Here is a 20,698-nt window from a genome sequence, read left to right on the forward strand (position 1 = left end):
GACGTGGAACAATCCATGAATGGTTGTTGTGCAAAAAAACTTAATCTTTTTGTGTCCAAAAACTTGACGTAGATCCAATAGAAACATCATAAATAACGTTAAATTAATACTTAATAGTCCTATTTCATGCAATACGTCAAATTGGCTTCGCTGAAATGTATTAAAAAAAACGAGTACAATTAATTGAACGAGAAATAAAGATTCCCCTTGATAGTTTTTCATGGTATAGCCCCTTCAAGAATAAAATACAATTTATTTTAACAAATATAAAATCCGTTAGAAAGCTATTTTATAATTTTCTATGGTAGCGTTTGTGATTACTAAAAAGTAACAGTTTCTATCTTATTAAAATCCATGTATAATATATGTAGTTAAATTGTTAAAACATTGTAAAACTAAAATAAAATCTATGTAAATATATATGTTATAATACTGACAAGATAATTTTACGGAGGTCTAACTGATGAAAAAGGTAATCACATACGGTACATTTGATCTACTTCACACAGGTCATATCAATATTCTACGCCGTGCGAAAGAGTTTGGAGATTATTTAGTTGTTGCTATTTCGTCTGATGAATTTAATGCTTTAAAAGGGAAAAAAGCGTACTATACTTTTGAACAACGTAAAGCCATTTTAGAAGCAATCCGTTACGTCGATGAAGTAATCCCTGAGCATAATTGGGAACAAAAGATAGATGACGTAAAGAATCATAATATAGATGTATTTGTTATGGGAGATGACTGGGAAGGTAAATTCGACTTTCTAAAAGAATATTGTGAAGTAGTTTACCTACCGCGTACAGTTGGCATCTCTACTACACAAATCAAAGCAGATTTAAAACAAGCTAACAATGCTTAGAGAACTAGCAGTATATCTCTATCTTCTTGTTTTCCGCGTTATTTTTAATCTATGTAAACTATTCCCCAAAGAGAAGAAAGTCGTTGCCGTCGCATCCTTTGGGGACAATATCATGTACACAGCTCGGGCATTAAAACAACTAGACGACCAAAAGATCATCGTTTTAAAAGATGAAAAATGTAAATATGAATTTGATTCAACTATAGATCAAACGTTTGATTTTAAAGTGAAAAAGCCTTTTGATTTTATTAAATCTATTTATCACCTAGCGACCGCCTCTACTGTTTTAATAGATAATTATCAAGGCTTTTTAGCTGTGACTGAATTTAGACCTGGCGTTCGCTGCATCCAACTTTGGCATGCAGCCGGATCTTTGAAACGATTTGGACTTGAAGATCCGACAAACGAAGCACGCACGTCTAAGGCACTGGAACGCTTTAAACAAGTTTATTCGCGTTTCCACTATACAATTGTTGGTTCAGAGAAAATGGTAGAAACGTTTCAAAAAAGTTTTGGCTTAAGTGACGAGCGATTTATTCGTACAGGCATCCCCCGCTCTGATATTTTATTTAATGAACAAGTCAAACATGATGTTTATGCGGAACTTATTGAAAAACATCCAATGATAAAGGGGAAAAAAATCATTCTCTATGCACCAACATTTCGTCATGAGCAATTAGAAAACTATCAATTGGAACTAGATTTAAAACAGCTCTATCGTGATTTATCTGATGACTATGTACTTTTTATAAAATTACATCCAGCTGTTTCCAATCTAGTAAACTATGAACAATATGAGGGCTTCGTTTATGATGTTTCATATTTTACAGAAACGAACGCCTTATTGTTAGTCACAGACATTTTAATATCCGATTATTCCTCTATCCCTTTTGAATATGCGTTACTCGAAAAACCAATGATTTTCTTCGCATATGACATGGATGAATACAAGATTACGAATGGACTCATCCGTGATTATGAAGAACAAATGCCTGGGCCAGTCGTGTTCACGACCTTTGAAATCATTCGCACGATTAAAGAAGATGACTTTGATCTTGGACAAGTTCGAGCGTTTTCCGATGAGTGGAATGAATATTCTACCGGCAACGCAAGCATGAATTTGGCTAAATTTATTGCAGGTGTGGAAGAAGAGGAAAAAGAGAGAGAAGAAGTTTCGGTTTAATTTAATGATATGTAATGAGAGCAGCCCGATTACTAACTTTTAGTAGTCGGGTTTTTTGGTTTGTGTGTTGGTGGAGTGGAGATTGGGTTGAATGCTGATTTAAATAGTGTGGTTACTGATATCTTGCTCTCCAGCACTGATATAACATCTTGTTTGCTGATATCATGTATGCTGGTACTGATATAATCTTCATGGTTGCCGATATCCCACTCGCATGTGCTGATATAAACTCCTTGTTTACCGATATCCTACACGCTTGTACTGATATAATCCCATTGTTCGCTGATATCCCACTCGCTTGTACTGATATAATCCCATTGTTCACTGATATCCTACACGCTTGTACTGATATAATCCCATTGTTCACTGATATCCCACTCGCTTGTACTGATATATTCTCATTGTTTACCGATATCCCACTCGCTTGTACTGATATAATCCCATTGTTCACTGATATCCCACTCGCCTGTACTGATATAACCACCACAATTACCGATTTCCGCTCGCATCCCCTCCCCCCCAACCTTAACCCCACGTAAAAAATATTAACTTACTGTAATTTTCTCCCGCCTTTACAGACGCCAAGTATAAAAGACATTAAAATAGATTAGGATTATGTATAGGGAAAGGAGAAAAAAATGAAAAAGAAATATATCATTTCCATAGCTGCGATTATTTGCGTGTTGGCATTGATTGTTTTTGGTATAAATAAAATGAATACATCGTTTTCCGCTTCTACCAATGAAACGACAAAAAATTATTCCGATGACATTGTATTTGATGGGGATCATTATAAGGTAGAACATGCCCCTTTTGAAGAAGATGGTCACGTTTATATTGCTCTTTCGGATTTAGAAACCATCCTTTCACCTAAGCTAAAGCACGCAAAGAATAATTTGACAATCACCTACGAAGATAATCAATTGAAATATGAAGATGAAACCATTCAAAACAGTAATGCAAAAGAAAGTGATATACAAACGTATCTGACAAAGAATGATATCATCTATTTACCTGACCAGCATATCGAAAAATTCCTCGGTGTGAATGTGGGATACTTTTATAATAAAAAGACGGCTACCATCGCTCTTTCCAGTCCCACTGAACAACAAAAACAAACGTTTGATCAACAAATTGGCACGACGATTTTTTTACATAAAAAGGATGTATTACCTGCTAAATACGAGCCAAGGAATGGTCTTTATTTAGGAGGCTATGTTATCCAGGATGAGTACATTGATACGAGTATGAATGTTTTTAATGAGATGGCTGGGAAAAATCATGTTTCTTATTTCCGCTATGTTGGGTATGGCAAGCCTTTTCCGAAAGAATGGGTGGAGGAAGTGAAGTTGGTTGGTGGTTTTCCTCATATAGCTTGGGAGCCGAATGATGGCCTGGAAAAAGTGAAAGACGATGAATATCTCCGTCAATTTGCCAAAGATGCAAGTGATGCCGGCGTTCCGATTTTACTTCGTTATGCGAGTGAGATGAATGGAAATTGGACCGCTTATTCAGGGGATCCGGAACTTTATTTAGAAAAATGGAAGCTTGTACATGATGTCATGGAAGAAGAAGCTCCGAATGTCATGATGCTGTGGAATGTGTTTACGATGCCAGAACAATCGATTGCGAAATATTATCCTGGCGATGAGTATGTAGATTATGTTGGGGTGAATATTTACAACGTCGTGTATCATAACGATCGTTTGGAGGATTTATCCGATTTCGAGGATCCATTACGATTACTGGACTATGTTTACAACACCTTTAGTGACACGAAACCGATTGTTATTGGTGAGTTTGGTGCAACCAATTATACGGTAACGGACGGCTTGTATCATGTGGATTTTGCTGTAGAGAAAATCCAGCGCATGTACAAATATTTGCCAGAGCTCTATCCTCGTGTAAAAATGATTTATTATTTTGATGTGAATAATCTGGTAAACGCACCTGAAGGAAGGAAAATTAATAACTATGCGATCACAGAAAATGAGAGAATTACGAATGCTTATCGTACAAATGTGAAGAAAGATGTGTATCTATCTAGTGTTCAGGAGAATCCGTCAAACGAAGAGACCTTTTCGTATCGTGACTTCCTCTTCTTCTATAAAGGTGAGCTTTTTGTAGATAGACAATTTGTCCAGGATTATTTAAAGATGGAAATTCAAAAGGACGGGAAAAATACGTATAAAGTAACGTTTAAAAACCAAACAGCTTCCATTCCAAAAGCAGAACTAACCATCGATAAAGCAGCCTTTTTCGAAAAGCGAGATATTCATGGTATCGCCCTTGAAGCGTTGTTAGATGCATTTTCTATTAAATATGAATACGAAAATGGGGACATCCATATTTATCAATAATTTAAAAATAAGGGAACCGAGAATGTGAATAGGCTCGGTTCCCTTATCTTTATTCGTTATCCTCTTCTACAAATTTCTTAAGAACTGCCAGTTTTTCATCCCAATAATGTTCAAAGAACGTAAGCCAATTTTGTATTTCAACCAGTGGTTCTGGTCTAAGCGTATAACGTGTTTCACGTCCCACCCTCTGACTTCTGACAAGACCAGCATTAGAAAGAATATGAAGATGCTTATTTACAGCTGTACGACTTATCGGGAAGTGTTCCGTAATCTCAGCTATCGACATTTCTTTTTCAGCCAATAATTTTAGCATACTTCGACGAGTAGGATCGGCAATTGCTTGGAAAACATCGTGCTTAGGTTGATCGACCATACTTAGGCCTCGATATATGCTGGAATCTTCTCTTTTACAATTTTTTCCCATCCACCATCCATATGTCCGCGAATGGCAGTGTGTGGTTGTCCAAATTCGGTTACCTTTTCTGCATCCCAGCCAGAATGTACGAGAGTAAGCTCCGTTTTTCCATCGCTCAACTTTTTCAATTCAATAGAAAGGTGCCAATCTTTACCCCAGTCGAAACCAACACGGTTAGGTGGAGCAAGTTCCGTTACTTTGCAAGGAGAGTCACCGTACTGACCCGCATGAAGTACAAATTCATGTCCCAAAACAGGTTCAAATGTATTCGGCATCCACCATGCAGCAATGCCTTCTGATGTAGAAACAGCTTGCCATACTTTATCTATTGGAGCATTAAGTTCAACCGTTTTGCGTATTTCCGGTAATTTTTCTTGTGATTGCATTATTTTCTATTCCTCTCTTTCATTAAATAACACCCTTTAGTGTTATGTTTATTATAACACCTATTCGTGTCACATCAAGTACATTTTATTTTTCCCACAAACTCCTCTTTCATATTCTGATGGATGTGAATGAAAGATTTATAAATGAAATGTAAATATCATTAATCATTTGTAATTTTATTACGATCTTCATCAAAACCTTACAAAATTATATTACAATTAGTTTTGTAGATTAGATGATTTGGTATTTGCAACGGCTTTGGGGGATGTCAGGGTTGTTAGATTCATCACTACGATTAACGGATTCGCAGACTCGATTAGGGAATTATTTACATCTAGTTGTTAAATAACAATAAAGATGTTGCTTGCTATTCAACAATCGGCAATTAACAGAATATAACGATTTGAACTAATCCTTTTTGTAATGATGTTTTATATGTACTATATTTTGAGGGGTGATAACGTGAATATTAGACCAAACAAGAAAACAGAAGTGAATAAATTAGTAGATATATGGTACGAAGGTTCCTTAATAGCGCATAGCTTTATTGATAAGGAGTATTGGAAATCACAGCGAACGGAGATGGAAAAAAAGTATATCCCAATGTCTGAAACCTATGTTGTAAGCAATGAGAAAGATGTTGTCGGCTTCGTATCAATGGTGGATAATTATTTGGCTGCATTATTTATTGATGTGAAGCACCAAGGTGAGGGATACGGAAAGGAATTGTTAAATTTTATAAAAAGACAAAGGGAAAATATACAATTAAAAGTGTACAGGAAAAATAACAAAGCCGTTGATTTTTATTTGAGAAATGGCTTTGTTATAAAAGAGGAATCATTAGATGAACAGACTGCCCAGGAAGAATTTTTAATGGGCTGGGAAAAGTGTTGAATTTTTTATTGCTTTGATTAACGAATTCACGGACACGAGTATCGGATTAATCCCAAAGATTAACGGATTCGTGAACATGAGTATCGAATTATTCACTTTAATTAACGAATTCACAGGTACGAGCAGAGGATAGTTGTTGAGGGGGGACCCTGTGGGTAGTTCCCCCCCGGGACTTAATTGGAAACAATGATATACGGCACGAAGGTAAGGATATAAACAATAAACAATAGGATGGATACTTTTGCGTATTTAGATTTAAACAGATTATTTAATCCATTATTGAAAATGCCCAAGATAAAAACGCAAAAACATAAGCCTAATGCTCCCATTGCTACAATGAATAACATTTCTTCCATGAGTCCACTCCTTTCTGATTATTATTTATTTTAATCGTAGCAAGTGAAATAAGTTTGCGAAATCGAATCACCTAACAAAAAGCAGTAGGATGTGACGCTTTTGTCACTTGGTTGAACAAGGAGTGATTCAGTGCCAACAATCAAACGCTAAAAAAGTTACCATACAAAAGAGCAAGACCCAGCTGAATCCGATATAATAAAGGGAGATTAATTGGCGAGGGAACTGGAGATACTGTGTATTTAACAACAGAAACATGTTCCCCCTCCCTCTCCATACTTATCCTTAAGCTTATAAAGGAGAAGCGTTACAAATGATGAAACACATAACTATTATGGGAGTTCCGTTTATAGATATAAATCAGAGGGATTTTGTTTCCCTTTTGGAAGAACGAATAATTCAACATGAAAAAACATTTGTGATTACAGCAAATCCGGAAATTGTGATGAAGGCGAATGAAGAGCCGGACTTTATGAACTACATTCAGCAAGCGACTTATGTTACGGCAGATGGAATCGGCATTGTGAAAGCTGCGAAAATGTTAGGGAATCCCTTACCGGAACGAGTTACCGGCTATGACACGATGATGCAGTTACTTGATGTTGCAAATGAAAAGGGTTATAAAATTTTCTTACTAGGTGCGCATCCAGATACATTACATAAAACGATCAAAACGATAGAAAAAAATTATCCCAATATCCAAATAGTTGGCTCGAATGATGGCTATTTTGATTGGGAAGATAATGATATTACCGAACAAATTTCTACTGCTAAGCCGGACATTACGTTTGTTGCATTAGGGGTGCCGCGCCAGGAAAAATGGATATCCGAGAATATCGCACAGTTTGACCGAGGCATATTTATTGGTATTGGTGGATCCTTTGATGTGATTGCAGGAACGGTGAAACGTGCTCCGATGATTTGGCAAAAACTAAATATCGAATGGCTGTACCGTTTAATCAAACAACCAAGCCGCTGGAGACGTATGCTCGCACTACCACGATTTGCTTTTCAAATTTGGAAAGATAAAGGAAAATCACTATGAGCCGCTCCACACTCATCAAAGGGACGATTATTTTAACCGTTGCTTCCCTTCTTTCCAAAATATTAGGAAGCATTTTTCGCATCCCTTTACAAAATATTGCTGGAGATGAAGTGCTTGGTATTTTCAGCTTAGTTTATCCCGTTTATATGGTAGCACTGATTTTATCGGTTGCGGGAATCCCGACCGCCATCTCGAAATTGATTGCCGAAGAGAGAGCGCTCGATCCAAACGCTAATATTCGTCCGATTTATGTGACGGCAAGTATTTTAGCCCTTTCTTTCGGCGTTGTCAGCTTTACCTTCATCTACGTTTTCTCCTCCCCTATCGCTTATGCATTGGGAGGACCTACATCACGACTTTCACTCATCATCGTAGCTACAACCTTACTAATCGCACCATACATGGCGGTTTACCGCGGATTTTTCCAAGGCTTTGGGGATATGGGGCCAACCGCCATTTCGCAAGTGATTGAACAATTTATACGTGTTGGACTCATTCTTGTTCTTGCCTATGTTCTTGTTTCGCGAGGACTTTCCAATGAAAAAATTGCCGGGTATATTATGATTGGTTCGGTCGCTGGGGCATTGGCATCTTTCCTCTTTTTAAGAGTAAAATTCGCACGATCACCTTTGAAGCCGGTATCGAATTCGTCTTATTCCTTTGCAACCTTCTCACGTGTTGGGAAAAAAATTTTAAAAGTTTCTATCCCGATTGCGGTTGGTTCTATCACGATGGCTTTGGTTAATTTTATCGATTCCCTTACTATTCCATTTGGATTACGTTCGATTGGTGTAGATGGAGCAAGTGACATTCATTATTTATATGGTATCTATGGTCGTGGATTAGCACTTGTGCAGATTGCAACGGTGTTTGCCACTTCGATTGTGCTTCCGTTAATTCCTTTACTAACGGAAAAGTTAGTAAATCATGATCGAAATGGGATGCGTACGACCATCGAGAAAGCTTTTTATATGGCAAATCTCATTGCATGGCCTGCTGCTTTTGGCCTGTTAGCTTTAACGTTACCAATGAATGTAGGATTGTTTTCCGACTTAGAAGGAAGCACGATGCTTGCCATTATTGGCTTCAGCTCTGTTTTTACTTCTTTAACCGTATTGGGTACCGGAATTTTACAAGGAATGAACTTAGCAAATCAAGCTGCATATATTATTTTGATTGGAATTGTCGTCAAAACTTTTTCGAATATCTTTTTAGTTCATCTTTTTGGGTTAAATGGTGCGGCGATTTCTACGTTAGTTGTCTACATTTTTTTATTTATCGTGAACATGATATTCATTTACCGAAACATCGCTTTTTCATTTTGGAACGGTTGGAAAGTCGTAAAAATGATCGTTACATCCCTCTCGATGGCGATTATCATTGGGGCACCTACTTTATTTTTCCAAGTTGCAGAATGGTCAAGGTTGCAGGCTGTTTTATATGTAATGGGAGCAATCCTTGTCGGGGCAGTTATTTATTTTGGAATGTTATTCGTTTGGAACGTGATTGATAGAGAAAATGTGAAAAAACGTGTTCAAAAAGGAGGATGAAAAAGTTTCGCCAGACTTTTTGAACTTCCTCTAAAAATCTGGGGTGGGTGCTGATATACGGGGACCGGGTGCTGATTTCCAGGGGTGAGTGCTGATATCTGAGGATGAGTACTGGGTTTCCGGGGAGTGTGTGCCGATATCTGAGGATGGATGCCGATATCCGAGGGGTGAGTGCTGATTTCCAAGCAGTCTGTGCTGATTTCCAAGCAGTCTGTGCTGATTTCCGAGGACCGGGTGCTGATTTCCGTGGTGAGTACTGATATCTGAGGAATGTGCGCCGATATCCGGGGAGTGTGCGCTGATTTCTAAGGGGTGTGTGCCGATATCCGGGGAGTGTGTGCTGATTTCTAAGGAGTGTGCGCCGATATCCGGGGAGTGTGCTGATTTCTAAGGAGTGTGCGCCGATATCCGGGGGGTATGTGCTGATTTCTAAGGAATGTGTGCCGATATCCGAGGAGTGTATGCTGATTTCTAAGGAATGTGTGCCGATATCCGAGGAGTGTATGCTGATATCTGTACCTCTAATTAATGAACTAGAGAGGAAGAATAACATGATGAAACAAAAGTGGGTTTGGGGCGTACTCGTTATTTTGCTTCTAATCTCGTCGGTTGGCCTGTACCAGCGTTGGAATGTGGAAACAACAAACAACCAATATGAAATGGTCGTTCCGTATGAGGAATTGAATACATTAACACATGATTCTACTTTTACAGTGGATGAAGTCCTCTCCCGATTAAAAAATGCAGGATTAACATCGGTGAGTTTAAATCCGATGACATTAGTTGAACTTGACAATCAGGGCATCCTTTCGATTTATACAGATAAAATGCTAATGGAAATGTTGCGCTTTTCCATGGTGGATGAGCAAATTTCCGAAGTACCTGGATATTATATCTCCATTCCTGATGGGCAATACTATGAACAAGTCATATTGGATGAAATCAACCCAGAAATACGGACCATTGCCGGTGAAGAATTTTACTTTTTACCAAAGGATTCGGGTAAAGGGTTGAACACGTTCCTTGGCTATGATGAATCAGTTATTCATGAGATTACGGAGCATGGATTAGATTATGTTCTGCGTATGGACAATGCTGTGGATTTTGACCAGGAAGCGATGGATCGAGTGCTTGAAGTTCATAATGGGGATACGAATATTCTGTTTCATGGCGAAGAGGTCATTGGTTTTCCTGAATTAGAGAAAATGAATAACTGGATCCGGCAGTTACATGAGGCTGGTTCTAGCTTTTACATGATTGAATTTGCCAAACAACATGGTTTTCAAACATTAGCACGAAACACAGACTATGACATCATTCGTTTGCATAGTATTGATTTAAATCAAAAAACCTTGGATGAAAGTGCGAATCAAGTTGTCCGTGCTGTGAAGGAACGGAATATCCGCTCCCTCTTTTTCCACTTAACGTATGGGGATCCGGAAGAAAGTTTGGAAGATGCGGAGGAATTTTTGACTGAGGTTCAGCACATGATGCCTGGTGGATTTCAATTAGGGACCGCTCAACCTTATGAGACGATTCCTGTTTTACTGTGGAATACACTAGTTGTACTCCTAGCTGGAATAGTTTTTACGTATTTAGCCGCAGCGAGAATATGGAAGTGGCGTAGTTTATCGATTATAGCAGGACTTGGTATGACCTTATTAGCCCTTCTGTACATTGTTTTGGATCGACTTGTGATTTTACAAGGTTTTGCCTTAATCATTGCTATCGTTACACCGATTTATGCTATTTTAGCTTCTTTGGATATGGGCGTTGGTCGGCTTCGTGATGTAACAATTCAATATATAAAGGCGATTGCGATTAGCTTTGTAGGAATTATAATTGTGCTTGGATTGTTAAACGGAAATGCCTTTATCACTGGGATGGAAATATTTAGAGGGGTGAAATTAGTTTACGTCCTCCCTATCGCTTTTGTCGGTGTTTATTTATTTTGGCAAATGGCATTTAGAATTTTACGCGAAAATGGCCCGCGTCTATTGAATGCCGAAGTGAAATATTGGCATTTGCTAGTATTCTTAGGTCTTGCAGCCATTGGGTTGTATTATGTTAGCCGAACTGGAAATGCGGGTACAGCAAGTGACATGGAACTTTTGCTTCGTCATAAACTGGAGGAGTGGCTCTATGTACGCCCTCGGACAAAAGAGTTTTTAATCGGATTTCCTTTGTTTATCGTTGCGTTGTATGTAAGACCGAAAAATAAATTACTTGGAAACCTGTTACTCATCCCAGGAACGATTGGATTTTTATCCATCGTAAACACCTTTACGCATTTTCACATTCCGTTATATATCTCATTGCTACGTACGTTTTATAGCATCGTCATTGGATATTTGATTGGCTTGTTGTTGATTTTTATTATTAAAAAATGCTATACCTATTTATCATCTAAATTGGCAAAAGCGAGGTGACCCGAATGCATGTTGTTCTATCAGGTTATTATGGATTTGATAACTGTGGTGACGAGGCGATTTTATATTCGATTATACAAGGATTGCGCGGGATTCAAGCGGATATCGACATTACCGTTCTGTCCAACAACCCGTCATATACGAAAGAGATGTATGGAGTAGACTCCGTTGACAGGCATCACCTCGGGGAAATTTCAGCCGTCATGAAAAAAGCAGATGGCCTCATTAGTGGTGGCGGCAGTCTTTTACAAGATAAAACTGGATTGAAGTCTATTCCGTATTATAGCGGGATCATCCAACTTGCAACATTTTATAAAAAGCCTGTCTTCATCTATGCACAAGGGATGGGCCCGATTTCTAGTAAATTAAGCAAATGGATTGTGAAACATACATTAAATAAAGTCGAGCATATTACGGTACGAGATTGGGATTCACAAAGGCTATTAGATGAACTTGGCGTAAGCAAGGACTCCACGATTGTGCCCGATCCCGTGCTAGGCTTGAACAGCAATACTTTTTCATGCGACTGGCAAGGAAGCAGTAATGGCCCTATTTTAGCTGTTTCTGTTCGCGATTGGCCAAGCCAAATAGCGTTTAAAAAGTATATCGCAGAGGCATTGGATAAGCTTGCCGGAAAAGGCTATTCAATAGTGTTTGTCCCCATGCACGGAAAACATGATGAAAAAGCATCCATGGACGTAGGCGATTTAATGCAAGAAGCGAGCGAGATTTTCCCATGCGATTGTGAAGTTGAAGAGAAAATAGCCATCATCGGAAAAGCCGATTTACTCATCGGCATGAGACTACATTCTCTTATTTTTTCAGCAATCACATACACCCCATTCATCGCCCTTTCCTACGACCCAAAGATTGATGCCTTTGCCGAGATTTGTAAACAACCAGTCATTGGCAACACGGAAATAGACGATTGGGATGGAGAAGCATTGTTTACGGTAGCAGATTCTATATTGGGAGACGGAGAAAATAAACGTGCGGAATTAAGAAAGTTTGTAGAGCCCTATCAGAAGCAGGCGCTGCATACACCGGTGTATGCGTTGGAGATGTTGAGAAGGAAACGAGCATAGAAGTGTGCTCGTTTTTTTGTTGGGGTGTGGAGTGTTGATTGAAGTGGGATATTGAATGTATGGAGCAGGTTATCGGGATTGGTGCGTGGGATATCAGGATTCAGGGCCTCTTTATCAGGAGGCATGTGACTTTTTTCGGCGATCAGGAAGCAGATATCAGTAGGCAATTGACTTTTATCGGCAAGCAGGCTCCAAATATCAGCAGGCAATTGACTTTTATCGGCAAGCAGGTGCTGGATATCAGCAGCCAGTCACTTTTTATCAGCATTCAGGTGCTGGATATCAGCAGCCAGTTGACTTTCATCAGCTATCAGTCACCGGTTATCAGTTGGCAATTGACTTTTATCGGCAATCAGGTACCGGTTATCAGTAGCCAGTCAACTTTTATCAGTAAAGATCAGTCACCGGTTATCAGTAGCCACTCAACTTTTATCAGTAATCAGTCACCGGTTATCAGTTGGCAATTGACTTTTATCAGTGCAAAGCAATTTAATGAAATAACCACCTTTTCTTCACCCAGTTTTTTTAAACCCTCAAACAAAATATCACAAACCCTACTTCTTTTAATCATCGTCTACCACACCAAACCGAATTCCCTGTATAATGAAAACAAAAGAATCCCCCACTAAGAGAGGAAAAATGATTATGAGTTCTATACTTACAAGAATTAAAGAAAATCTCCATACTTTATCAGAAGCGGAAAAGAAGATGGGTATTTATGTGTTGGAAAATCCAAAACTTATTCCTAATATGACGACGAAGGACCTTTCTAGGAAAGCTGGAACAAGCGAGTCGAGTATTGTTCGCTTTTGCAAATCCATTGGAATAGAGAGTTTTAAAACATTCAAATTAGAACTTGCCAAGGAATTGGCTAAAGAAGATTTGAACCTTACTGATTTTAATTTTTTGCAAAAAAAGAGCGAACCCTATGATATTTTTCAACAAGTTTCCTTTGTCAATAAATCTGCCATTGAAGCAATCACTACCTCACTAGAACGTAAAGAATTTGAAAAAGCAGTGGATAAGATTCTTCATGCGGATAAACTTGTTTTCTATGGGGTCGGTGGGTCAGCAACAGCGGCATTGGATGGTTTTTATAAATTTACGAAACTTGGATATCCCAGTACAGCCCATCAAGACTTTCACTTTTTACTGTCATCTATTCCCTATTTAAATAAAAATGATGTTGTCATCGCGATTAGTATGTCAGGAAAAACAAAAGATGTTTTGGAACTATCCCGATTTGCTCAAAAAGAAGGAGCAACTGTGATTGCCATTACAAATCTTGATAAGTCCCCACTGTATAAAGAAGCGGATATCCGACTTTGTACACCAGTCGTTGAACAAGATTATCGAATTGGAAGTATCCCTTCAAGAATGACACAACTAACCATTATTGACGCATTGTACCTTAGCGTCTTAAATAAAAAAGGTGAAAATGTCCTCTCCCGCTACCATGAGGCACGAAATGAAGTAATTCGACTAAGAAGGTAATCACAGCTTAACATTTGGGGGCTTTCCCTCGAATCCTAGCCTGATACTTTCTTTCCCTATAACTATAGTGAAATAAAATTTCATAGTTTATTAATGTTATATTGACTTTATATTTCATATTTTGTAAAATAAAAGTGTAAGAAGAAAGGGTGAGAAAATGCTAAACAAATTAACAACAGAATTAAGAAACCCGCATAGCATAGATATAGATATAAAACCTATCAGAGAAATTTTAGAGATAATGAATCAAGAAGATAGTAAAGTTCCAACAGCGATAGCTAAAGAAATTCCTCAAATTGAAAGGGCTGTCAATTTTGCTATCGAGTCTTTTAAGCAAGGTGGTAGATTAATATATATTGGTGCTGGAACAAGTGGACGTTTAGGAATCCTAGATGCTTCAGAATGTCCCCCAACCTTTGGAGTATCGCACGACCTCGTTCAGGGCCTCATAGCGGGAGGATCGAAGGCCATTACAGAGGCGATTGAAGGTGCCGAAGATAATAATACTTTAGGAGGTGATGACCTAAAAGCCATTTCATTAACAGAGAAAGATACCGTAATTGGAATAGCAGCAAGCGGGAGAACGCCTTATGTCATTGGTGGCTTACAATACGCAAATGAAATTGGTGCAAAAACGGTCAGCATTAGTAACAATAAAGACTCTGAAATTGGAAAAATTGCTAATGTAAAAATTGAAGTGGTCACAGGCCCAGAAATCATCACAGGATCTACTCGATTAAAAGCTGGCACATCGCAAAAGCTTGTCCTAAACATGATTACGACAACAGCGATGATTGGGATTGGAAAGGTTTATCAAAACTTAATGGTTGATGTCCAACCAACAAACAAGAAGCTAATCGAACGATCCAAACACATTATTATGGAAGCAACCAATGCTGATTATGTAACAGCAGCAGATTACTTGAAAAAAGCAAATTATAACGTTAAAGCTGCCATTGTCATGATTTTATTAAATTGTACATTTGATCAAGCAGTTAAGAAATTAGAAGAGTCAAAAGGCTTTATTCGAAATACGAAATAGCTAATGAGGAGGGAGTCAGAATGAAAAAGGAGGAGAAATTAGCAAGAGAGATACTTGAACATGTTGGTGGGGCCGAAAATATTCGTTCCTTTACCCACTGCATGACTCGTGTGCGAATTAATTTAAAAGAATATGAAAAAGCAGACATCAAACAATTGAAACAAACAAATGGTGTCATGGGTGTCGTGGAGGATGACACCTTACAAATCGTTGTTGGCCCTGGTACCGTCAACAAAGTTTCTAACCACATTACGAGCATTACGGGAATAAAAATGGGAGAAGCACTTGATGTCAATGAAGATAATATTGCCGAAATGACAAAAGCAGGAATTAAGAAGAAAAATAACACACCAATGAAAAATTTGCTACGTAAAATTGGAAGCATTTTCATACCGCTTATTCCTGGTATTGTTGGTTCTGGAATCATCAACGGTACGGTAGGATTTTTGAAAAACTCCGGTGTTGATGACACATTAACGTGGATGCAACTTCTAACGGTTCTCGGCGGTAGTATTTTTGCCTATTTAGCGATTGTTGTTGCTTGGAATACAGCAAAGGAATTTGGAGGCACCCCAGTATTAGGTGCTATCGCAGGTATCATCACCATGAACCCAGCGCTTGCAGACATTACTCTCTTTGGAAATAATTTAACACCCGGTTACGGTGGATTAATTGGTGCGATGTTTGCCGCTTGGCTCATGGTATTTTTTGAAAAGCAATTCAGAAAAATTATCCCAAATGCAGTTGATATTATTTTTACTCCATTACTAACGATTTTAGTTGTCGGTCTATTAACTTTAGTTGTGGTACAGCCGGTCGCTGGTGTCTTATCTACTGGAATCACGTCTGGAATTAATGCGGTGTTAAGCTTAGGTGGTGCAATCGGAAGTGCTATAGCTGGTGCCTTACTTGCAGGTTTCTTCCTACCATTAGTAATGCTCGGTCTACACCATGGGTTGACGCCAATCCATATGGAGTTAATCAATACCTTTAACTCTACCGCATTACTACCAATCCTTGCAATGGCTGGAGCGAGCCAAGTTGGAGCAGCAATTGCGATTTATGTAAAAACGAAAAACAAACGTCTACGTAATGTTATTAAAGGTGGTCTTCCAACAGGATTCCTTGGAATTGGCGAACCATTAATCTATGGTGTTACCTTACCACTGGGCCGACCTTTTATCACAGCATGTCTTGGTGCAGCAGTAGGTGGGGCCTTCCAAGCAGTTATGAAAACAGCAGCTACTGGAATCGGAGTCTCTGGTATCCCACTTATTCCATTAATTGCTGACAATAAGTATATACTCTATTTCCTTGGCTTACTCATCACGTATACAGCAGGATTTATCATCACTTATTTCTTTGGATTTAAAGAAGAGATGGCGGATAACTTGGATTAATATTTAAAAAGGAGGAAGTTAGTTTTCCTCCTTTTTCTTTAGTAAAACGGAAAGGTGTGTTATAGAAATGCTTGGTATTTCCATTTATTTATCAAACCAATCTATCACAGAACAAGAAACATACATTAAAAAAATGAATCAACTAGGGTTCAGTAGCATTTTTACCTCCCTACATATCCCAGAAGACGACCCAAATATGTATAAGGAAAGACTATTGGAATTGGGTAAACTTGCCATAAAATACAACATGAAATTAATCTGTGATATTTCCCCAAAGTCTTTGAATTATCTCGGGTTTTCATGGGAAAATGCTCACGAATTAAAAAACTTTGGTATTACTGGTTTACGTGTGGATTATGGCGTAGCTGAAGAAACGATAGCTAAATTATCTAATCAAATGGCAATCGCCCTTAATGCAAGCACCATTACCCAAGAAGACATCGAGCAATTGCGAAACCATGGAGCAAATTTCACATCCATAGAAGCTTGGCATAATTATTATCCTCGCCCAGAAACTGGATTAGCTTTAGAAGACTTTCATGAAAAAAATCGTTGGCTAAAATCAGAGGGTATTAAAGTAATGGCATTCATCCCTGGTGATGGCGAAAAAAGAGGCCCACTATTCGAAGGACTCCCAACGATTGAAGAACAGCGAAAACAATCTACCTTTTCTTCCTTTTTGGAATTTAAATGTAATAAATGGGTGGATAAAATATTAATCGGTGACCCTTCCATTAGTGCAGCATCTATGAAACAATTTGCAAAATATAGGGAAGGAATAGTTTTGCTTCGGGCAGAGTATTTTGGGGGCAATGAGTATATCTACGACCAGTTACAAACAAAGCAAACCAATCGCCAAGATGCCGCAAGAGATGTTATTCGCTCCACCGAATCCAGACAATACGGTCTAACTAGAGATTACCCTGTCAAACCTGAAAACACAATAGCAAGAAAGGCTGGATCTATCACCATAGATAACGAAAAATATGGACGCTATCAAGGCGAAATTCAAATCACGAAACGCAACCTCCCTGCTGACGATAAAGTAAATGTGATTGGCCAAGTAATTAAGGAAGATAGAGCAATACTTCCATATATCAAGGGAGGAATATGCTTTCAGATTGAGTGGGTTGCATCCAAAGGGGATTAGTGGAAGCTTATTGTCTAATTGTAAAAAATCAATGATAGATATAAAGAAGACTTCCATCAGTGGGGGTTTTCCTTTTTCCCAAAAGCATCGTTCCGTTACTCATCCACAGTGATCCTATTGACACAAAATATCAGCAATCTATTGCTTTTTATCAGCAGTCAGCCACGAGATATCAGTAATCCCAAGTACTTTATCGGCATGCAAACAGGATAAACCAATACCTTTACTTTTACAGAACCTATTCAATAATAAGTAAAGTTTAACTAAAACACCCTATAGGCCCACTCATAAAAGGAATCCACTTTGATAAATTATTATTCAAAGTGGATTCTATCTGCATTTAAATTCAGTTTATAATAGAATACCCCTCATCCTATCGTACTTCAGACGTTAAAATCTAGCCTTATTCAACGCCCGTCGGTTAATCGAATTTTGTTCAAGTTCTCCTCGTGACGGTTCCGTTCCAAAAGAAATAGGTTCATTCAATTCCTCTGTATTATATTCCGTATAATTTTGTCTTCCCACTGTCTTATACTTTATTTCAAATTCTTCCTGGAATTCAGGTACCGTTGTTTCTGAAGGTGACTGTTTCATACCGGATATCCATGTTTCGAAATCTAACATTCCCCTATCAATGATACCGCATAAATCATCCAAGGATTGAGTCAACTCTACCAAACAATCCAATCCATTGCGTAGCATAATTCCTTTTTTCTTAGCCTTTTCAACAGAGTGTTCAAGTTTGTAAAAATTCTCATTGTAATCAAATTCAACATAGCAGCTAGTACGATCCCAATTGAAATGAAAATCTTGAACCTTTAAACGTTTCATAACATCAGTAAGTTTTCTTTCATACATGCTTTGCTCGTCATTTGGCATCCATTTTAATAGATTTCTTGCAACAAAATTTCTTTTTGGCATATCATTCACCTTCCTTGTAGATTCCGTTAGTGTTTCGAGGCAATAATCTTATATTAATAATTTCTACAAAATGGACGAGATTCCTTTAATAATCGTTCTACAATTATCGACTATTTTTTCAAAACCAAAGTAACCTTAGTAGCGCTTTGACAAAACGACAAATGAAGAAAATACAGTTATCATCGCTAGTGTTGCTAACAAACTAACCGTCTGATATCCGTTTAGATCAATGATTTTCAATTGAAAGAGTGGCATGAGAATAATCATATAACCCAAAATAAAGAGGAAACTAAAAAACACTCCTCTTTCTCGTATTCTTTTTGAACGCTCATCATCTTCTTTAAATTGTGGATAGAGATAGGATAGACAAAAGGACATAACAGCCGTACCTAAAAAAACAAGCTCATGTCCAACAAAGAAATCTCCTGTTGATATGCTGGAAAAAATGATAAGCAAACTATTAAGTAGAAATATAAAACCACTTATGAAGAAAAGCCTTCTCCCTGCCTTACTACTCATTTTCATGAAACCCCCTCCTCCTTATTGAAGTAATTTTATCTTGTTATACAATTCATCTTCTATCCATCATTATAAAGTAAAGGAAACCCGACTGTAAAGGATACTTTACATAAAAATAGCACCTCCTAATATCGGGGGTGCTACTTAAACATTAAACATAATATATTTTCAATATAAAATAACGTATCTTATAACCTTTCCCATGCACAACTATCCTTTATTTCGCAAACCGCTTAAAAATAAACACAAACAAGACAATTATCACGGAACAGCCAAAAATCCCTACAGCCAACATCATAAGTCCAATTCCATACCAAGGATCAACCATTCTGGCCACCACAAAACTTGCTGCAAATGTTAGTATGGCAATCGCAAAACTAATGATGGAAGGCAGATAGGCTTTACGCAAGCAATAATAATGAAGGTACACACTTAGTATCCCCATCAGTAACAGATACAGAATAGCAATAGTTAAGGTGTTTACCGAACAATCAAACATTTGTATGAATCGATTGTCACCTGATGATTGAGGTGCATCTAGGTTAACAGCTTCGATGTTGTGCGTTGTTGGATCAATGGTCATTAACCGATACACAGCTGGGGCATTTGACCAATTAGTGTTTTCCAGAAAAGCGATTTTATTTTCCTTATGAAAAAAGGTTGGAGATGTTACGGCTTTTTTCAAGTCTGTTAATCTCTCCACTTTTTGCGTATCCAAGTTTAATAAAAACAAATCATACTTAAAAAGCGAACTGTCTTGTGATTCCTGCGAAACGTCTGTAAACGCTAAATACCTTCCGTCCGGTGACAATTTTGGTTCATAAAAGGACTGTGTATTAATCATCTTCGCAGAAAGAATGGACGGACTAATATTTACTTTTCCATCTTCGAATGAGTAGGAATAAATCCGATCTTTGCTCCCGTCAAATTCACTATAAAAAATCGTGTCTCCATCAGGCGAAAGAAAGAGATAATCCATGGAAAAATGATCGGCATCCGTCAATTTTTTCATATGTTCCCCGTCTACCTCAATAGAATACAAGTCATATCCTTCTCTTGATTCTTCGCCTTTTTTAACCTCTCCCGCTTCTACTGCAACGAAATAAATTGTTTCCCCATCATGTGAAAAAATAGCGTCTGTTACGTGAAACTTGCTGTCCGTCAATGGCCTACCTTCACTTCCATCTTGGTTGACCATCCTTAGAGTTTGAATCCCTTCCGCATCTTTACTTAAATAAACAAGCTTTTTACCATCAGGTGAGTATTTTGGTTGGCTATCCCGCTGGTTATTTGAATTGGTTATTTGTTTAACATGAGTGCCATCAGGATTTGCCGTATAAATGGATTCCTTACCATCTACATAGTAAGAAAAAGCGATTTTCGAATCATCTGGCGTTACACTAATTTCTTCTCCGAGTCCAGTAAAATAGCGATATGGATCGTCATCTCTTAAAATGGCATAAAGTAACGTACCTACAAATAACAAAACAACCGCGCCAATAGTTACTAAAAAGATGCGTTTTCGTTTCATGTATAACTTCCCCCCTTTTTATTCAAAAGCACAGATAAGCGCCTTTTTTGTTTGGAAAAAGCGCCGACGATAAGTGA

At 38.0% G+C, this 20,698-nt stretch carries 20 protein-coding genes; 13 read left to right on the forward strand and 7 right to left on the reverse strand.

All coding sequences use genetic code 11. The features are described from left to right. A partial coding sequence (locus tag ACFQ18_RS05340; RefSeq protein WP_379565893.1) for a hypothetical protein occupies positions 1-222 on the reverse strand: 222 nt, incomplete at its 3' end. A 241-nt stretch (positions 223-463) separates the two neighbouring features. Here ACFQ18_RS05340 and tagD point away from each other — a divergent pair. The 3 genes from tagD to ACFQ18_RS05355 all read left to right on the forward strand — a co-directional run bounded on the left by tagD (position 464) and on the right by ACFQ18_RS05355 (position 4,405). Beyond that, positions 464-862, forward strand: coding sequence for a glycerol-3-phosphate cytidylyltransferase (tagD, locus tag ACFQ18_RS05345; RefSeq protein ID WP_204798021.1), 399 nt, complete (start codon positions 464-466; stop codon positions 860-862). A gap of 112 nt (positions 863-974) precedes the next feature. Continuing rightward, a complete protein-coding gene (locus tag ACFQ18_RS05350) occupies positions 975-2,045 on the forward strand; it encodes a CDP-glycerol glycerophosphotransferase family protein (RefSeq protein WP_379565896.1) in 1,071 nt (356 codons plus the stop codon). Between the two features lie 638 nt (positions 2,046-2,683). Then, positions 2,684-4,405, forward strand: a complete 1,722-nt coding sequence (locus tag ACFQ18_RS05355; protein ID WP_204798019.1) for a glycoside hydrolase family 26 protein — start codon at positions 2,684-2,686, stop codon at positions 4,403-4,405. 49 nt (positions 4,406-4,454) lie between these two features. Here the strand turns inward: ACFQ18_RS05355 and ACFQ18_RS05360 are convergent, their stop codons facing one another. Continuing rightward, the gene (locus ACFQ18_RS05360) at positions 4,455-4,778 is read right to left on the reverse strand and encodes an ArsR/SmtB family transcription factor (RefSeq protein ID WP_204798018.1); all 324 of its coding nucleotides are present in this window, start codon (positions 4,776-4,778) and stop codon (positions 4,455-4,457) included. A gap of 2 nt (positions 4,779-4,780) precedes the next feature. Then, positions 4,781-5,206 (reverse strand): SRPBCC family protein, encoded by a 426-nt coding sequence (locus ACFQ18_RS05365; protein ID WP_204798017.1) that lies wholly within the window; start codon positions 5,204-5,206, stop codon positions 4,781-4,783. Positions 5,207-5,669: 463 nt separating this feature from the next. Here ACFQ18_RS05365 and ACFQ18_RS05370 point away from each other — a divergent pair, with 463 nt between their 5' ends. After that, positions 5,670-6,101 (forward strand): GNAT family N-acetyltransferase, encoded by a 432-nt coding sequence (locus tag ACFQ18_RS05370; RefSeq protein ID WP_204798016.1) that lies wholly within the window; start codon positions 5,670-5,672, stop codon positions 6,099-6,101. A 173-nt stretch (positions 6,102-6,274) separates the two neighbouring features. Here the strand turns inward: ACFQ18_RS05370 and ACFQ18_RS05375 are convergent, their stop codons facing one another. After that, entirely contained in the window at positions 6,275-6,457 is a 183-nt protein-coding gene (locus ACFQ18_RS05375) for a hypothetical protein (RefSeq protein WP_204798015.1), read from the reverse strand. Between the two features lie 314 nt (positions 6,458-6,771). Between ACFQ18_RS05375 and ACFQ18_RS05380 the strand changes: the two genes are divergently transcribed. The 9 genes from ACFQ18_RS05380 to ACFQ18_RS05420 all read left to right on the forward strand — a co-directional run bounded on the left by ACFQ18_RS05380 (position 6,772) and on the right by ACFQ18_RS05420 (position 17,650). After that, positions 6,772-7,500, forward strand: a complete 729-nt coding sequence (locus tag ACFQ18_RS05380; RefSeq protein WP_204798026.1) for a WecB/TagA/CpsF family glycosyltransferase — start codon at positions 6,772-6,774, stop codon at positions 7,498-7,500. Beyond that, positions 7,497-9,050 (forward strand): putative polysaccharide biosynthesis protein, encoded by a 1,554-nt coding sequence (locus tag ACFQ18_RS05385; RefSeq protein ID WP_204798014.1) that lies wholly within the window; start codon positions 7,497-7,499, stop codon positions 9,048-9,050. Before ACFQ18_RS05380 ends, ACFQ18_RS05385 begins: the two co-directional genes overlap by 4 nt. 551 nt (positions 9,051-9,601) lie before the next feature. Beyond that, complete coding sequence (locus ACFQ18_RS05390) at positions 9,602-11,479, forward strand: DUF5693 family protein (RefSeq protein WP_204798013.1); 1,878 nt, start codon at positions 9,602-9,604, stop codon at positions 11,477-11,479. A gap of 5 nt (positions 11,480-11,484) precedes the next feature. Further along, positions 11,485-12,564, forward strand: a complete 1,080-nt coding sequence (csaB, locus tag ACFQ18_RS05395) for a polysaccharide pyruvyl transferase CsaB (RefSeq protein WP_204798012.1) — start codon at positions 11,485-11,487, stop codon at positions 12,562-12,564. A 38-nt stretch (positions 12,565-12,602) separates the two neighbouring features. Then, on the forward strand, positions 12,603-13,193 hold the full coding sequence (locus ACFQ18_RS05400; RefSeq protein WP_204798011.1) for a hypothetical protein: 591 nt from the start codon (positions 12,603-12,605) through the stop codon (positions 13,191-13,193). A gap of 16 nt (positions 13,194-13,209) precedes the next feature. Next, positions 13,210-14,058, forward strand: coding sequence for a MurR/RpiR family transcriptional regulator (locus ACFQ18_RS05405; RefSeq protein ID WP_204798010.1), 849 nt, complete (start codon positions 13,210-13,212; stop codon positions 14,056-14,058). A gap of 157 nt (positions 14,059-14,215) precedes the next feature. After that, complete coding sequence (gene murQ / locus ACFQ18_RS05410; RefSeq protein ID WP_047185822.1) at positions 14,216-15,100, forward strand: N-acetylmuramic acid 6-phosphate etherase; 885 nt, start codon at positions 14,216-14,218, stop codon at positions 15,098-15,100. Between the two features lie 20 nt (positions 15,101-15,120). Beyond that, a complete protein-coding gene (locus ACFQ18_RS05415; RefSeq protein ID WP_145523364.1) occupies positions 15,121-16,500 on the forward strand; it encodes a PTS transporter subunit EIIC in 1,380 nt (459 codons plus the stop codon). Positions 16,501-16,567: 67 nt separating this feature from the next. Further along, positions 16,568-17,650, forward strand: coding sequence for a DUF871 domain-containing protein (locus ACFQ18_RS05420; protein WP_204798009.1), 1,083 nt, complete (start codon positions 16,568-16,570; stop codon positions 17,648-17,650). Between the two features lie 390 nt (positions 17,651-18,040). Here ACFQ18_RS05420 and ACFQ18_RS05425 read toward each other — a convergent pair whose 3' ends face one another. From ACFQ18_RS05425 to ACFQ18_RS05435, 3 genes are all read right to left on the reverse strand, one after another. Beyond that, entirely contained in the window at positions 18,041-18,571 is a 531-nt protein-coding gene (locus ACFQ18_RS05425; protein WP_204798008.1) for a hypothetical protein, read from the reverse strand. Between the two features lie 135 nt (positions 18,572-18,706). Then, positions 18,707-19,096, reverse strand: a complete 390-nt coding sequence (locus ACFQ18_RS05430; RefSeq protein ID WP_204798007.1) for a hypothetical protein — start codon at positions 19,094-19,096, stop codon at positions 18,707-18,709. Positions 19,097-19,307: 211 nt separating this feature from the next. Beyond that, positions 19,308-20,621 (reverse strand): TolB family protein, encoded by a 1,314-nt coding sequence (locus ACFQ18_RS05435; RefSeq protein ID WP_204798006.1) that lies wholly within the window; start codon positions 20,619-20,621, stop codon positions 19,308-19,310. Positions 20,622-20,698 lie beyond the last annotated feature (77 nt).

This window comes from Oceanobacillus caeni, assembly GCF_042678465.1.
GTDB lineage: Bacteria > Bacillota > Bacilli > Bacillales > Amphibacillaceae > Oceanobacillus > Oceanobacillus caeni.